The sequence below is a fragment of the Desulfovibrio inopinatus DSM 10711 genome, from assembly GCF_000429305.1.
GTDB lineage: Bacteria > Desulfobacterota > Desulfovibrionia > Desulfovibrionales > Desulfovibrionaceae > Alteridesulfovibrio > Alteridesulfovibrio inopinatus.
Genome location: NZ_AUBP01000007.1, coordinates 196,974 through 212,900 on the forward strand (window position 1 = coordinate 196,974; position 15,927 = coordinate 212,900).

The 15,927-nt window shown below is 48.1% G+C and carries 13 protein-coding genes and 1 pseudogene; 10 read left to right on the top strand and 4 right to left on the bottom strand.

The genetic code is table 11. The features are described from left to right. Positions 1–21 precede the first annotated feature (21 nt). Positions 22–1,041, bottom strand: a complete 1,020-nt coding sequence (locus G451_RS0108360) for a glycosyltransferase (protein WP_027183893.1) — start codon at positions 1,039–1,041, stop codon at positions 22–24. A gap of 456 nt (positions 1,042–1,497) precedes the next feature. On the opposite strand from G451_RS0108360, the gene G451_RS0108370 reads away from it, so the two are divergent. The 3 genes from G451_RS0108370 (at position 1,498) to G451_RS0108380 (ending at position 5,230) form a co-directional block, all read left to right on the top strand. Then, positions 1,498–2,373 (top strand): hypothetical protein, encoded by an 876-nt coding sequence (locus tag G451_RS0108370; protein ID WP_156921557.1) that lies wholly within the window; start codon positions 1,498–1,500, stop codon positions 2,371–2,373. Between the two features lie 205 nt (positions 2,374–2,578). Then, positions 2,579–4,189 carry an alkaline phosphatase family protein gene (locus G451_RS0108375; RefSeq protein ID WP_027183896.1) on the top strand — a complete coding sequence of 537 codons (1,611 nt, stop codon included), beginning with the start codon at positions 2,579–2,581 and terminating at the stop codon, positions 4,187–4,189. A 93-nt stretch (positions 4,190–4,282) separates the two neighbouring features. Next, a complete protein-coding gene (locus G451_RS0108380; protein WP_027183897.1) occupies positions 4,283–5,230 on the top strand; it encodes a lysophospholipid acyltransferase family protein in 948 nt (315 codons plus the stop codon). A 92-nt stretch (positions 5,231–5,322) separates the two neighbouring features. Here G451_RS0108380 and G451_RS0108385 read toward each other — a convergent pair whose 3' ends face one another. Both G451_RS0108385 and G451_RS0108390 read right to left on the bottom strand, forming a co-directional pair. Then, positions 5,323–5,598, bottom strand: coding sequence for a hypothetical protein (locus G451_RS0108385; protein ID WP_027183898.1), 276 nt, complete (start codon positions 5,596–5,598; stop codon positions 5,323–5,325). A 90-nt stretch (positions 5,599–5,688) separates the two neighbouring features. Next, a complete protein-coding gene (locus tag G451_RS0108390; RefSeq protein WP_027183899.1) occupies positions 5,689–6,231 on the bottom strand; it encodes a hypothetical protein in 543 nt (180 codons plus the stop codon). A 229-nt stretch (positions 6,232–6,460) separates the two neighbouring features. Here G451_RS0108390 and G451_RS0108400 point away from each other — a divergent pair, with 229 nt between their 5' ends. From G451_RS0108400 to G451_RS0108420, 5 genes are all read left to right on the top strand, one after another. After that, entirely contained in the window at positions 6,461–7,240 is a 780-nt protein-coding gene (locus tag G451_RS0108400; protein ID WP_027183900.1) for an ABC transporter ATP-binding protein, read from the top strand. 145 nt (positions 7,241–7,385) lie between these two features. Further along, complete coding sequence (locus tag G451_RS0108405; RefSeq protein ID WP_425387486.1) at positions 7,386–8,498, top strand: branched-chain amino acid ABC transporter substrate-binding protein; 1,113 nt, start codon at positions 7,386–7,388, stop codon at positions 8,496–8,498. A gap of 184 nt (positions 8,499–8,682) precedes the next feature. Next, positions 8,683–9,600: a branched-chain amino acid ABC transporter permease gene (locus G451_RS0108410; protein WP_027183902.1), complete on the top strand. Its 918-nt coding sequence runs from the start codon at positions 8,683–8,685 to the stop codon at positions 9,598–9,600. After that, positions 9,584–10,810 carry a high-affinity branched-chain amino acid ABC transporter permease LivM gene (gene livM, locus G451_RS0108415; RefSeq protein ID WP_027183903.1) on the top strand — a complete coding sequence of 409 codons (1,227 nt, stop codon included), beginning with the start codon at positions 9,584–9,586 and terminating at the stop codon, positions 10,808–10,810. The genes G451_RS0108410 and livM overlap by 17 nt, the downstream gene beginning before the upstream one ends. A 5-nt stretch (positions 10,811–10,815) precedes the next feature. Continuing rightward, positions 10,816–11,535, top strand: coding sequence for an ABC transporter ATP-binding protein (locus G451_RS0108420; RefSeq protein ID WP_027183904.1), 720 nt, complete (start codon positions 10,816–10,818; stop codon positions 11,533–11,535). Positions 11,536–12,560: 1,025 nt separating this feature from the next. Here G451_RS0108420 and G451_RS0108430 read toward each other — a convergent pair. Then, positions 12,561–13,334, bottom strand: coding sequence for a DUF4198 domain-containing protein (locus G451_RS0108430; RefSeq protein ID WP_027183905.1), 774 nt, complete (start codon positions 13,332–13,334; stop codon positions 12,561–12,563). 536 nt (positions 13,335–13,870) lie between these two features. On the opposite strand from G451_RS0108430, the pseudogene G451_RS33615 reads away from it, so the two are divergent. Continuing rightward, positions 13,871–14,786 (top strand): annotated as a pseudogene (locus G451_RS33615) (IS1595 family transposase). Positions 14,787–14,955: 169 nt separating this feature from the next. Beyond that, the gene (locus G451_RS0108450) at positions 14,956–15,837 is read left to right on the top strand and encodes a hypothetical protein (protein ID WP_027183908.1); all 882 of its coding nucleotides are present in this window, start codon (positions 14,956–14,958) and stop codon (positions 15,835–15,837) included. The last annotated feature ends 90 nt before the right edge of the window (positions 15,838–15,927 follow it).

A 15,927-nucleotide genomic window follows, 5' to 3' on the forward strand; every position in this document is an offset into this window, starting at 1 on the left:
GTTACGTTATGGGAAAGGAATCTACGAAGCCAGAATGAAATGTCGACCTGGAATCGCGCCATGCCGGCACAACCATTCCTGAACGAGCTCGCCACCTCCCCGAGACCCGACGAATGAAACGATGAATCCCTCTTTGGGAGCAGGGATTGCGTCTTTTCCTACGACCGGTCGTCCTTGAACGATATTGCCGATTTTTTTGTCATCAATATCAATGTAGGCCTGAATGGTGATGCCGTAGTGAACAAGCATTTCGGCGCGAGCACGTGACGCTTTCCCGGCTCCCCACACAAAAATTGTGGGGTGATGCCGATTGTTATGACGCAACCATCTGGCGAGGCAGGCCGCTTTCACAGTGTAAAACCGTTCCGGAGCATACCGAGGGCAAGAGCGTGATAACCGGTCAGGAGGATCATTCCAGACCAAGAGTGTCTCCTCTACTTTGGCCATGGAGACACCCGCTTCGCTCCAACGTAACCACAGTTCATAATCCTCCGGAAAATCGCCGTGCCTGTATCCACCGAAACGGTCGACAAGCGCTTTCCGGAACATAACGGATGGATGCGGTAACGGTGATTCACGGAAGAGGGCGAGGCGAATATCGTGTGGCGTGACGATACGATTCGTCCAATCGACATGGGCGGCATATCCGGCATGGACAGTCTTGTCACCGCCGAACGCGACATGGCAGCCGACAAGGCCGATATCAGGATGGCAGTTCAGATACTGGGACTGAAGATGTAACCGACCGGGCAAAGAGATGTCGTCGGCATCCATGCGAGCGATGAACCGGCCTGACGAGGCTGCGATACCCGCATTGAGAGCACTGGAGATGCCTTCGTGAGAACGCCAGATCGGTTTGATGCATGGGGTGTCATGTGCCAGTGTCTCAATCTCCGCACGAGTGGCGCCCTGATCGTTTGAGCCATCATCGACGATCACAATTTCGAAAGACACGCCGGTTTGATGAAGTACACTGGAAACGGCATGTTTCAAGCTCGTGGCACTGTTTCGAACAGGTATAACAACAGAGACATCAATCATAGCGTTGGTCGAGTCGTAAAATGTCTCTCCTCATGTGCTCTTCTCATGATGAACGGTATCCTGTGGAGTTTTTCTCGTGCAATTTCCCGGAGCGATTCTCCTGAAAAATGCGCCGTTCGGCAAATACAATTCAATGATTGAACGCCTGTGCACGGGAACTCGTATTGTTGTGAGAAGATGCTTCCTTTTTTTCTTCATATCCCACTGTACCTGGAAATAACGAGGACACGATGTCAATGTATTGGTTTTCGATGGAAACCTTTGACAAGTTGAACGCTGAATTGACCGTGGCGGCATGAAGTGATTTGAAACCTACACTCGATTTTGGTTCGTTGATCGCAAAGCTTGCCAATCCGGAATCGCTTTTCCGACAATATGGAGACAGCAAGTGCGTCTCCCGTACCAAATCATTTGAACCACTTGCACATAATAAAATTCGGCGTATCTTTCCTCGTCGTGAGCTTTCTCAAGCTTTTGTACCTTGCCGAACTCGACCAGCAAGGTCTTGATGACGTTCGTATTGGGGTGCTGTTTGCTGGCGCAATGTTCAATGCTGAATTTGCTGAAGACGTCGATCGCGCTGCCAAGCGCTTTGTGGAAGACGCCGATAACTCTTATCAGAGAACCGTACACGCTCCGACCGAAAGCGAAAAAGCATGGATAAACATTTTCACGAATTCTCGGCTGACGACCTATGACAGTGCCGGCAATATGTATACGGATGGAGGCATCCCAAAAGGCTTCGATGTCGTTGCGTTCGATTTCTATGTGTCAACGGTCCTTTTTGATGGCCTCTACGATAACGCGCTCGATACTCTCGCTCATCTTTCCGGGGCGGCGGCCTGTCATCCTTTCGAAGGAAAAACTCTCCGGCAAGTACGATCGCAGCTTTCATTTTTTCGTGATGGACCGATAACTCAGGACCCAAAAGACAGAGCCTCTGATTTCAATACACTCAATGCACTGTTTCAGTGTCGTATAGAAGCAACTTTGGCGTTGCTTGATGCGCAAAAGGAGACAGGCGCCACATTTTCTGAAATTATGTTGATTGGAGAAAGTTCAAATAATGGGTTCCTGGAGTTTGATGCAAAGAGTAACGTTGAACACGGTCAACCACAGCTTCTTGTCGAGGCACGAGTCTTGGATGAAGTGAATCGGTATTTGGATTTCTTTCAGCAACACAAAAGCAAGACGGTAAAACGCATTGCTTTTTTTACTTTTGACGATGAATACGACCGTACGATTCAACTCAATATTGGTGGGGCAACGAATATGCCGTCGGTCCTGAACCGTATATTCGACGCAGCCAAACAATCTTCCACAGCCCCCTAACGTCTAAGCGTCAGGGATGTACGCACCGTATCCTCTCGCAGGTCGATGTCCTTATAGAGCAACAATGAGGTTTCAACTGAGTGGAAATGTTTGAAAACAGTCCTTGGATTTGTCACAAGAAAGGTCTCGGGACAATTATTGTATTCCCGGTTCGGTCTATCGGAGTCACCGAAGCGGCGTGAACAGACGAAGGAGCGAGGGTTTCATGGCCAAGCGCGTCATTATTATCGGGCTCGACGGAGCCACGTTTAAAGTCATCCGGCCTCTTGCCGGTCAAGGGCTCTTGCCCAATTTGGATACGATCATGCAAAATGGGGCAATCGGGGTCTTGGAAAGCTCTTTGCCTTCATTGAGTCCTGTGGCCTGGACAAGCATGATCACCGGAGCCGGACCGGGAAAGCACGGCATTTTCGATTTTGTGCGACGCGAGGCGAAAGAAGATGGCTCGAGCATGCGATTCACGAGCGGGGCCGATCGGAAAGTTGAGCCGCTGTGGCGTTACCTCAGTCGTCATGGCAAAACTGCTGCGGCAATTAATGTTCCTATGTCCTACCCTCCCGATCCCATCGACGGCATTGTTGTTTCGGGGATGGATGCCCCGGACATGAACGCCAATATGACGTCTCCTCCAGAGTTTAAAGAGCGGCTGTTGAGCATTGCTCCGAATTACGGCATTGAACTTGCCGTCACCCGTGAGCACCATAAGAAGCCGACAAAATTTATCGAAGCCGCGACCCGTATCGAAGCTGCTCGCGCTAAAGTAACTTTTACTTTGGTGGATGAACATAATACTGATTTTATCATGAGCGTCTTTACGAGCCTGGACCGGGCACAACATCTCGCCATGCGCGATTTTGATCATTATGCGACTCGGGGGGCAAATCCCAAAACCGATCCGGTTACCGCAGGATATGTTCATGCCGACTCCATCATCGGAGAGGTGATGCAACGGCTTGACCCGGACGACACGCTACTTGTTGTTTCCGATCATGGCTTTGTTCGTGTGCGGAAAAGTTTTTCCATGAACAAATGGTTGATGGAGAAAGGCTATCTTGTGCTCAAAGATATGCCGACTGAAGAGTTACCCAAGAAGAAAGGACTCTTGTCCAAAATTGCATCACGCCTGGCGTCCATAACCGGCGGGAATCGTACGGGGATTCGGGAAAGCCTTGATGACACCCCGGTGCTCGTCAATGTCGATTTTTCGAAAACCAAGGCCTTTAGCTTTGGTTCGGCACCGAGTGTTTTTCTCAACCCCGACGTGGTCAAGACGGATGAAGCTCGTGCCTTGGCCGATGAAATTCGTGATGCACTGGCCGAATTAATTGATCCAGATACGGGAAAGCCGGTTTTCATGACGGTGAAGACGGCACGCGATGCTTACATTGGTCCCTATGCCGATGCTGCACCGCATGTTATTCCTGAGTTTCAGCCGGGGTACGTCAATGAACAGATGTTGCTGTCGGATTACGGATACTTGGAGCCCGGTCCGGTGTTGACGCATGTCGACGGTCCGGGAGGGAATCATGAGCCGGATGGTATCTTTATGGCCTATGGCGCTCATATTCAACCAGGTGAACTGGGGCCGTTCAGCATTGTCGATGTTATGGGAACAGCCTGTCATTTGCTTGGAGTGCCTGTGCCGCAAAATATCGATGGTGCCGTGCTGACGGAAATACTCGATGATGAGTCCGTTCGTTCGTTACCACTTCGATTCTCCGACGCTCTGAATTTCGTGGATGGCGGCGATGCAGGTTATTCCAGCGAAGAAAAGAAAGAAATCGAAGATCGCCTGAAGAGTTTGGGCTATCTGTAATGTGATCTCGACGTAGAGGAGAACTGAGCCGATAGGATTACTTCTCCTCTGCGTCGAGAATACTGTGGTGCAACCTTAACCCCTTTTATCATCATGCCGAATCCCATTGCCAGTGAAGTTGCCAAATCCGTATTTCTCAAAACCATGGGCCGGCTTTTGCCGCGTCTACCACTCCCTGTTCTGTGGGGACTTGGTGATGCCTTAGGCCGAGTGTTCATCGGTGAAAAGGGGCTCGTCATCAAAGATCAGCTCAAAACGCTGTTGCCCGATCTGAGCCCGCAGCAACTCGATGAAATTCTGGTGACGGCCATGCGGAATTTCCGCAAGGATTTGCTTGAAATCTGGACCTTTCCCGCGATGGATCAACAGCGCATCAACGCGATGGTCACTTTTTCCGGTAAGGAGCATCTCGACGCTGCTTTGGCCCGCGGCAAGGGGGCGGTTATTTGCCTTGCGCACTTCGGTTCATGGAAGATTATTTTGCCGGCCTTGGCCTATAATGGCTATACCGTTCACCAAATCGCGGCCAATCCCAAGGTGTTTGTCCGTGAAGGTGAATCCCATGCGCATAACGCCATCATGCAGCGTGAATTGGAGTGTGAACAGTCGTTGCCGGTGAATTTTATTTACGTCAATGAGAAGACTGTCCATAAAGAGCTGTTCAAAGCATTGAAAAACAATGAAATTGTTGTTGTTGCCTTGGACGGGGTCATTGGCACGGATCGGCTTGTCGTACCCTTTTTGAATGGAACCATGGCGCTGTCGCGTGGGCCGGTATCGTTAGCCAAACGCACAGGCGCAGCCCTTATTCCGGAATTCGCCGTACGCGGTGTTGACAATCGACATGTGATTCACCTCGATCCACCCATCTCTCTCGATGGAGACAACGCGGTAGAAGACGCCTTGAACACGTTTGCCAAACGATTTTCCGAGATGGTCACCGCCCACCCCGACCACTACGCCCGCTTCCTCTACACCACCCAAAAATATCCCGTCGACGAAGTGGGATCGATTATTGGGCAGCGTGAGGGAACTGGTTGAATTGATGGTTCTTTCGCCCGATGAAATTTGAAAACGCGGCCGAGAGACATGCTCTCGACCGCGTTTTTTCGCGAGACTATTTTACGATTTTTTTACGGCGTCACAGTCGCTTTTATCTTGGGGTTGGCGCCCGGTTTGGGTTTCGGGCCAGGACCGGGGCCGGGTTTGTTGCTTTGCGACTGGCATAATGCATAGCCGTTTTGGCAATTGACGTTGCATTTGCTGCGAAGTGACGCCTCAGGGAATTGCTGGGCGCACATATACATGCAATTGCGGTACGCGGTCATGCATTCGGCTGAAGCCGATGCCGGGGCACTTAAAGCACAGACCGCCAGAAACAGAACACCAATAATCCATTTTCTGCGCATAATATCCTCCAAATACAATGGGTTAGACGCAATGACGCCAGGGCTGACGAACACAGATGCGCTACCAGAAAACAATATACATCAGTTTCTTCAATTCGTCATCGGTGCAGGAGGATTTCCTGGTCCGTTCGCTCCAGGAAGAGGAGGAGGACCGGCTCCTTGCCGGCGCTGTTGTTGGCACATGGCGAACCCTGTATTGCAATTCGTCATACATTGCATGTTGAGCGATGGTTCGGGGAATTGGGTTGTACAAATTTGAGAACAATTTTCATACGCTTGCTTGCAATGATCTCCGGAATCGGGGCCGGGCATGGGCGGCTTGGGTTTGGATTCCCGTTCCCATGAAACGCCGTTAGACCATTTGATGACACGACCATGATCGGACAACGCGCCGCGTAAGTCATTCCATTCCGGGATCAGGATTTCTTTATTGCCAACCAATGTCGCACAGGTCTGGCGGCCGCGATTATCGGTAACAGCAAACGTTTGGTCAGGGCATCGGTTTTGATCATAACGGATTTCGTAGCTGCGACCTTGCGCGTACCATGTGCCAATGAAGTGGCTTTTGGCCATGGCCGGTGACGACACGGAAAATACGAGCGACAACGCGACCAGAATAAACAGAGATCTCATGAACATACTCCTTTTCTTCGAATTGGAAATGCGCCTCAAAATATTTGGAGCAGGAGGCAATCCATTTGATGCTGCATTACACGATATTTGATGTGTGCGCCATGTTTCCTCCAATTTTTATTAAGGTATTTTTTGATGGGATAGGTATTGCGGATTTTGGCAAAAAGCGAATACTTCCAGTTAAAGAATACTTTGTGTTGCATGGGGTTCTATGCTAGAAATCCGCCCTATGGCACATTTGAGTTTGCAAGACGTTTGTGTTCGTTTTGGCGGGCTGATGGCCCTGACCGATGTAACGTTTGACCTGCATTCCGGTGAGATCCTGAGCCTTATCGGTCCCAACGGTGCCGGGAAAACAACAATTTTTAACGTGATTACCGGTGTGTACAAAGTGTCGTCCGGGCGTGTCCTCTACGATGGCAGCCAACTGACCGGTCGTCGACCTCATCATATCCTCGAAGCGGGTATCGCCCGCACATTTCAAAATATCCGTTTGTTCACGGCCATGACGGCCGTCGAAAATGTCATGGTTGCCCGACATTGCCGGTCTTCAACTGGTGTCTTTGGGGCTGTGCTTCGGCTTGCATCGCAACGAGATGAAGAACGTGACATTCACGATCGAGCCATGAAAGCGCTGGAATTTGTCGGTATGGCCGATCATGCCGACGTTACCGCCAAGAATTTGCCCTACGGGTTGCAGCGTCGTTTGGAAATTGCACGAGCACTTGGCTCTGAACCGAAAACGTTACTACTCGATGAACCCGCAGCCGGGCTCAATCCGTCTGAAAGCAAAGAGTTGATGCAAACCATTCGGCGCATTGCTGAAACCGGTGTCAATGTTCTGCTTGTCGAGCATGACATGAGTGTGGTCATGAATATCAGTGACCGCGTTGTCGTCCTCGACCATGGTGAGCTCATTTGTCAGGGCCGTCCCGAAGAAGTGCAGTGCGATCCTAAAGTGATTCAAGCATACCTCGGGCAAGACCTCGACGAGACGCTTGTCGTCTGAGCAGAGCGGTTTCACATGTTTCTATCTTATGGACCGGAATATGAGCCGGTTCTTCTTTATTGATCTGATCATACATTTCCCGCTGGCGAGCTGTCAGCGGAAGTAACTCAATACGGAGGCTGATATGAGAAAAAGCATGTTTCGTATGGTAACGGCCGTGTTGGCCTTGAGTTTGGCTTTTGCCTCGATGGGCATGGCCAAAACGTTGAAAATTGGCTCCATGAGCCCGCTGACTGGCTCCTACGCCGCTGACGGCAACGATATTGCCAATGGCGCGCGTGCAGCGATCAGCGTTATTGAAAAGCAGGGCGGCATTCCCGGCTACGACAAGATCGAATTATTGGCCCAGGATACGGCGTGTGACCCCAAACAGGCCGTTGCCTCTGCCAACAAGCTGATCAACGAAGGTGTTGTCGGTGTTATCGGCGCGTATTGCTCTAGCTCCACCATCCCCGCTTCTGAAGTTCTGGCCGAAGAAGACATTCCGATGATCACGCCGGCTTCGACCAACGAAAAAGTCACCGAACGCGGCCTTCCGTACATGTTCCGCATGTGCGGCCGTGACGACGACCAGAGCGTTGTCGCCGTTGCCTTTATGAAAGATTACCTCAAAGCGAAGACCGTCTTCATCGTCGACGACAAGACCACCTATTCACAGGGCTTGGCCGACAATGTTGAAAAGCTCGCTCCTGACTCCGGCTTGAAAGTCCTTGGTCATGACCACGTCAACCAGGGTGATAAAGATTTCTCGGCCGTTCTCACCAAAATCAAAGACCTCAACCCCGATGTGCTGTACATGAGCCTGCAGAACTCTTCGTCCGGCGCACTCATGCTCATTCAGGCCAAGCGTATTGGTGTTGATGCCGCTATCGTTGCCCAGGATGCTGTCTACCACCCGCAGTTGATGGAAATCGCCAAAGACGCTGCTGAAGGTGCATACCTGACATTTGGTTTTATCGATACGGAAAAGCCCGCTTACAAGACCTTCCTCGAAGCCTACTCCAAATACGGCAAGCCCGGTGCCTATTCCGCCTATGCGTATGACGCCGCCATGACCTTGCTTTCGGCCATCAAAGCCGCCGATTCGACTGATCCGGCGAAGGTGAAAGCGGAAATCATGAAGATGGATACTGCTGGCGCTTCCAAGAACATCAAGTTCATGGAAAATGGTGATTCAGGTTCCAACTACGTCATTCAGGTTGTGAAAGACGGCAAGTTCGTCAATTTCTGGGATCCTACCACCAAGAAATTGTTCTAGCTTCCGAACGTTACGTTGTCTGTTCCGGCCGGGGGGAATTTCCTCTCGGCCGTTTCACGCCGGCAACGGGCCACCATGCGATCGGTTCTTCGAGCCGAACATACGACGAAAGTCGGCGTGAGGACAGGCCCGGATTATCGTCTGACTCCCAGACTTCTTTCACGTCTCACCACTCGAGTACAGCATGGATTATTTTCTGCAACAATTTGTAAACGGCCTCACCCTCGGCGGGGTGTACGCCCTGGTAGCTCTTGGCTACACCATGGTGTACGGCATTATTCAGCTCATCAACTTCGCTCACGGTGAAATTTTTGCGGCCGGCGGCTATATGGGCGTCATTTTATTGAGTTATCTCGCGTCCCATGGCCTTATGGAAACGCATCCCTGGCTTGGCCTTGGCATCGCCCTGGTCCTCTCCATGGGGTACTGCGCCATTCTTGCCATTGCTGTGGAACGTATCGCCTACCGTCCTTTACGAGGAAGTTCACGCTTGGCCGTTCTGCTGTCTGCGCTCGGCATGTCTATTTTTCTGCAAAACGGTCTCATGCTCACCCAAGGCGTTTACGACAAAGCCTACCCCACCGGGTTCACACAGGGCGGTATTGATTTTGGGAACGTCCATATCAGTCTGATGCAGATTCTTATTCTGACCCTGACAACCTCTTTGCTCATCGGACTCAATCTTCTCGTATTCAAAACCCGTATCGGCAAAGCCATGCGTGCGACCGCTCAGGATAAGGTCATGTCCGCGTTGGTCGGCATCAACTCCAACCGGGTTATCGCCACCACCTTTGCTATTGGCGCGGCTCTAGCCGCTGCTGCCGGTATCATGGTCGGACTGTATTACGGGTCGGTACGCTACGATATGGGGTTTGTTCCCGGCATCAAGGCTTTTGCCGCTGCTGTTCTCGGTGGTATCGGCAACATGACCGGAGCCATGATCGGCGGACTCATCATCGGTATGGTCGAAATTCTCGCTGCCGCGTACATCCCCTATGGTGGGGAATACAAGGATGTGTTCGCGTTCATCATCCTCATTCTGGTTTTGTACTTCATGCCCACCGGTATCATGGGAGAGAATGTCGATGACACACGCGTCTAAAAAACATTGGATTTTTTTTGGTCTGGCCCTGGTCTGGTTCTATGTGCTGCTCTGGCCGCTTCTCGGCATTAAAGCCGACGGTACCCTTGATTTCACGGCCGCCTTTCCTGTGTGGATTCGTGTGGCAGTGGTCGGAACCATCTGCATGGTGCTCTTTACGCTCAAAACAATGGGCGCTTTTCGCTTTCTTCATGGTCCCATCGAATCTGTACGCGAGAACCTGAACGCGACCTATTCACGGACGCCGAAGTGGATGATTTTTTTGCCGCTTCTCGCTCTGGCGATCGCCTACCCTTTTTATACGGGACGCTACGCGCAGGACGTTATGGTCAACGTTCTGATTTATGTCTGTCTCGGGCTTGGGCTCAATATCGTTGTCGGTTTGGCCGGCCTTCTCGATTTAGGTTACATCGCATTTTATGGAGTCGGCGCCTATACCTACGCGCTGATGTCGATTCACTACGGCTTGTCCTTCTGGCTTTGTCTGCCGTTGGCCGCCATTTTTGCGGCGATGGCTGGTTGCATCATCGGCTATCCCACCCTGCGCATGCGCGGTGACTACCTCGCCATTGTGACGCTTGGGTTCGGCGAAATCATCCGTATTATTCTCAACAACTGGATGAGCCTGACCAATGGCCCCAACGGGATTCTCGGGATTAAGGCACCGGGTATTTACTTGCCTGAGATTGTCGATGGATCATTTACCTTCGAACATCTCTACATGAAAAAGCTCGGGATGGTATATTATATCGTGCTTGGGTTGGCCGTGTTCACGATTATTGCCGTTCATCGACTCAACTTTTCTCGTGTGGGACGGGCCTGGGAGGCCATCCGTGAGGATGAAACCGCAGCCGAACTCATGGGCGTCGATACGTTTCGCTTCAAGCTGTTGGCCTATGCGATGGGGGCGGTTTTTGGTGGACTGGCGGGTGCCTTTTTCGCGGCCCGGATGCGGTTTGTCTCGCCGGAATCATTCACGTTTCTTGAATCGGCACTTGTTTTGGCCATGGTTGTGCTCGGCGGAATGGGATCTATTCCCGGTATTATTCTTGGCGCGTTGGCGCTCATTGCTCTTCCGGAACTCTTCCGTGATTTTGAACTGTACCGCATGCTTGCCTTCGGCGGCGCCATGACACTCATGATGCTCATCCGTCCGGCTGGTCTCATTCCAGCCAAGCGTATGGGTAAACGTAGCGAAGAAGAGGAGTAAGCCCTGTGAGCGAAATCATTCTCGAACTCGATAATGTTACGGCCCATTATGGCCGGATTCAGGCGCTTAGGGGCATTTCTCTCACGGTTCGCCAAGGTGAGATAGTCAGTATCATTGGTGCCAATGGCGCCGGAAAGAGTACGACGCTGATGGCGATTTGCGGCATCGTCAAAGTTTCATCCGGCGATGTTCGTTACCAGGGAAAATCGATTACATCGACAAATGCGGATCTACTTCCATCACAAGGGCTCTGCCAGGTTCCCGAAGGACGACGAATTTTCCCTCGCCTGTCGGTGACGGAAAATCTCGATATGGGTGCGTTCTTCCGTAAAGATCAGGCCGCTATCAAGCAAGATATGGAGATGGTCTACCACCTGTTCCCCAAACTCAAAGAACGCCGCAAGCAACCCGGCGGTACCCTTTCCGGTGGAGAACAGCAAATGCTTGCCATTGGCCGCGCACTCATGGGCCGGCCGAAAGTGCTTTTACTCGATGAACCTTCCCTTGGTCTCGCGCCGTTGATTTGTCAGCATATTTTCAAAATTATTCGGACTATTAACCGTGAAAGCGGTGTGACCATCCTTCTCGTGGAACAAAACGCCAACATCGCCTTGCAGCTTTCCAATCGAGGTTACGTCCTCGAAACCGGCTCTGTTATGCTCGAAGATGACGCAAAATCTCTGCTTGCTAACCCTGAAATTCGTAAAGCATATCTTGGGGATTAGTCACATTTTGTCTCAGGGGCAGAAAGAAAAAGCAACAGAGACGTATGAGTGCAACGCCGATCTAAAGTGTTCTAATAAGTATGATGCATAGTTAAACACAGCTCTTATATTAACAACAAACGCCCCATGGCTCATCGCTTTGGGGCGTTTGTTGTTTTTGATATTGGTGTACATTTATCCGATAGGTCTAAATGAATTTGTAAAGGAAATTATAGTTTGGAGTTTGTGTCGTAAAATGGATCCTATGCGACGTGCATGATGATTCGAAACATATGCTGTTGGTGTTTTGTGCTTAAATTGCACGTCATGTAGAGAGTGTTACTGTCTTAATGTGTTGTATCGGGCGCATTCGTCATTTTTCTTTGCCAAAAAATCAAAGTTATTGACTATATTGAAGAGACGTCGATGCCGAGTAATGGAGAAAAAGATAACAATAAGGGAGAAAAGAGCAGCCAGGGCGGAAAAAAGAATCTCAGACATATGGATAATCTCGATTACAATAATTATAAGAATTGTTAAACAATATAGCGTATTTTATTGTTGAAACAATCGGGAAAATCCTGATTTTTTGTTTCTATTTTGTAGAGTTCATGAAGGATTACTTTGTGGAGAGGTGGTTTCAAGAGTACAAATCAAGAAAATACTTTATATAGAAAACTGTTGCAGTAGGCTGATAGTACTGGATGGAGTGTGAGAAGAGTCTGAAAGATAGTATGAGTATACATAGCATCGCATCTTGATATGGCAAAAAGTTGAAATGGCGAACTGACGTTTGCGCCTTCTCTGCTTTGTATGAAGTTAAGGGCATAGCCCCCCGGCATATTGCCAATATCTCTCACGACATTGCTTTTCATAGTGAGCAAGGTTGATTCATTGATTGCGGATCATCCATCTCCATAAACCGAGCTCTCACGCGCACTCCCGCATGTTGGCCCCGTGTAATTGGCGTACACGGGGCCTTTTTATGACACGCAGTCGAAACGAATGTCTCTCAACTCTCTATCGCTACGTACAACCCGTTGAAACTATTTTTCAGAAATTGAAAATGTCAAGGTCGATAAAAGATAGGTGTCGTCGCAAACCGACTCATCCTTGTATTTCTCCTTATATTCCGCTTCTACCATCCAATACCCTGCTTTGAGGGGAATAATGTCGATTTTTCCATCAAGACCGGTATGTCCATAAAATGCCTTGCTTTCTTTATCTGAAAATCCTCCAAATGTTGCCGTCACTTCAACGGTTTTAGCAGGCTTCCCATTTACCAAAATTTGAATGGGAAATTTTCCACCGGGTTTCACCGTAGCCGGGTTGACCAACGGAATAATTTCCAAGCCTTGTCCCACGGGCTTTCCAATGAAAGTATTCTCCGAACTATCGCCAACATTCAGAATATTCTTTGCATACATACTGACATGCTCGCACAATTCAGCGTCTTTCATTTGTGTACGATCTTCCATGGCCCAACCACGAGGGCCTTTGGACCAAAACGTGGGACGATATGTACCTAGCGCCAGATAACTTCCCGGTTTCGCGTCAAACATCCCCTGATAGGCATAATTTTCCCCGGATTGTTTAAGAGCAACTTCTCCTGCCGGAGTTACGAAAGTAGGAGCTTCAAAAAGATGCACTCGCTTTTCCGGAATGGATTCCGGATTGGGAAAATCATGACCATATCCTATATCAACTTTGATGACTTGATCCTTTGCAGTTTCAGCATTGACCCAAAAATCATGTGCAAAGGCGGAGGACACTCCCAAAGTCAAACACAATACAAATGCAGTCGCTATCGTCCGAGCCACATTCTTCTCCTTTCGTATCCTGAGGCGTTGAGTTTCTGTCACAGACTCCCTTTTATTCATAATACCCTCAAAAGAAAGACCATTTACACAATACTGCGTCCGAAAATCAGCAGATTTTCAATCTGCTCTTCCCACTTTCCAAATCGTCTTTTTTCAGCGGGAAGCATTGCCACTTTTTCATCTTCGTTGCGCAACAAAGATCAGAAGCCCAAACAACTTGATTATGAAATTCATTATCAAGTTATAGGCGACACTACTCCCAACAAACGAAATTTTTGTCAAGATTATTACAAGAAAGATGTGATCATTTTTTATTTTTTCCCTTACAAAACAATATAATAGATTCAAATAAACTCTTGTAATAAAACTTTATCGCTACTCAAAACACGGATATCGCGTTTTGGAACACACGAAGCCATGCCCTTTCTCTTCCCTCCCTCAATCATAGATAAAGATATTTATATTTTAAAATGTGGCTATTCCTTTAGGTCCGAAGAGGGGGCTTTATTAAATAATCTTCGAAGTGGAGACCTGTTATGCCCAAACAGCATGAAAGCATGAGTTTCTTTGATTTTCAAAAAAGATATCCAGACGATGCTGCCTGTGAGCAAAAGTTATATTCATTTCGTTGGCCTCATGGTTTGAATGCCCGAAATGCGGACATACTCAGTTTTATGATCTCCCCAAGCGTGCATTATTCCAATGTAAAAAATGTAAATATCGAGCGTCACTCACAGCAGGGACTGTAATGCATAAGACAAGGACGCCGCTCCTCAAATGGTTCTGGACGATCTTCCTTATGCACCAGATAAACGTGGTATTTCTGCCCTCGATATTTCGTATAAAGTTGGTGTTACATATAAAACAGCTTGGGGAATGCTGCATAGAATTCGCTTGGCCATGGCTGCTCGTGATTCGCACTACCAGCTTGCAGGTCTTATCCAAGTTGACGATGTTTATTTTAAAGGAGGCCTCAGTAAAGGTGGCGATAAACGAGGCCGTGGAACTTCTAAGGTCCTGTTCTTGTTATGGCTGCGATCAAGAATGATGTTTTTACATTTGCGAAAATGAACGTGGTCAGTCATGTTGATAGTGAAACCATCAAGACTCTTTGAAAAACAATATCGCTCATTCGCAAATCATCGAAACTGACGACTTCCCTGCGTATAAAGTTGCGCAGAAGATTGGTCATGAACACATTTCAGAAGTTGTATACCCGTAAATGAAGAATCCAATTTTGCCTTTTTGAAGTGGATCAACATCGTTGTTTCCAATGCAAAAGCGTTTATTCTCGGAACATAACACGGTGTGCAAAAGAAACACTTGCAAAAATACCTGAATGAATACTGTTACCAGCTCAATCGACGTTGGTGGCGTGACCAAGGATTTGATCGCTTGCTTATGGCCTGCTCCAAAGTAAAGCCGGTGGGACTTTCGGAGCTAATGGCATAGCCTCATTTGCACACCATTCTTTCTGCATGGAATTTCATAAATAAGAATCGTTCTGCACTTTTAAAGTTTTCAATTTCATGTGAATCCTATATCCCATAGCAGCTTATTCACTCAGTAAAACGTTCAGAGTAAATAATAAACTATTTTTCATTTATCAAAGGATGAAACAATGTACGGCAAAAAAATTTGGATACCGTCTGGTATTCTGCTTATCGGAGTCATTATTTTTCTCTGTATACAAATTTTCATGGGCTTTCAGATTGAAAAGCAGATGAATTATTTATTTGGAAAAATGGCAAATTATGTCGATATTAATTATGAAACAGCATCATATTCTTTGCTTTCGTCGAAAATGACATTTAAAAACCTCGAAATTCGCTATTTAAAGAATAATTCTACGCTTTATGTGAAGAATCTCGTCATCTATGATATTGATACAACTTCAGACTTCCCATCTCATATGGATATGCACTTAGCTGGCCTTCGCCTTAACAACAGTAAACCGGGAAGTATTGCTGCCCAAATACAAGAACTTGGTTACTCCCATCCAATAAAGTTGTATATTGACCTCTCGTATACATATAATAAGAAAGAAAAAGATTTAGTTATCGAGCGGTTGAGTCTTGGGGCCGATGATATCGGGGCATTGAGTTATAGTTTACATCTAGGAAATGTCGACATGGGGAACGATAGTCATAACGCATTGAAAGAATATAATCATTTTCTTGTATATAGTAGTGTACTTTCGTACAGGGACGACTCTGCATTTAATAAATATGTCGAGTATCAGGCAATAGCAAAAGGCATTTCAGAAGAAAAAGTTAGAGATGATATATTCAACCTCATAGACACGTCCAAGGAGGGAAGTATATTTTTCAATATGTCTGATGAGGTGAGGAGTGAAGCTCTTGCGCAGGTGAGGAAGTTTATCAATAATCCGGCGACAATTTCTCTCTCGATTACTCCAAAAAAACCGATTTCTGTTGAAGACTGGCTGAGAATAAAGAAATCCTCACAAGAGGAGGTACGCTTTGATATTAACGTATACTAAGAGCAACTAACAAAACCTCAAAGTAATGACTCGGCAAGCCGAGGAACAAAGAGCAAGAAGAAGAATCATTAAGAAGATTAGCGAGGTTGT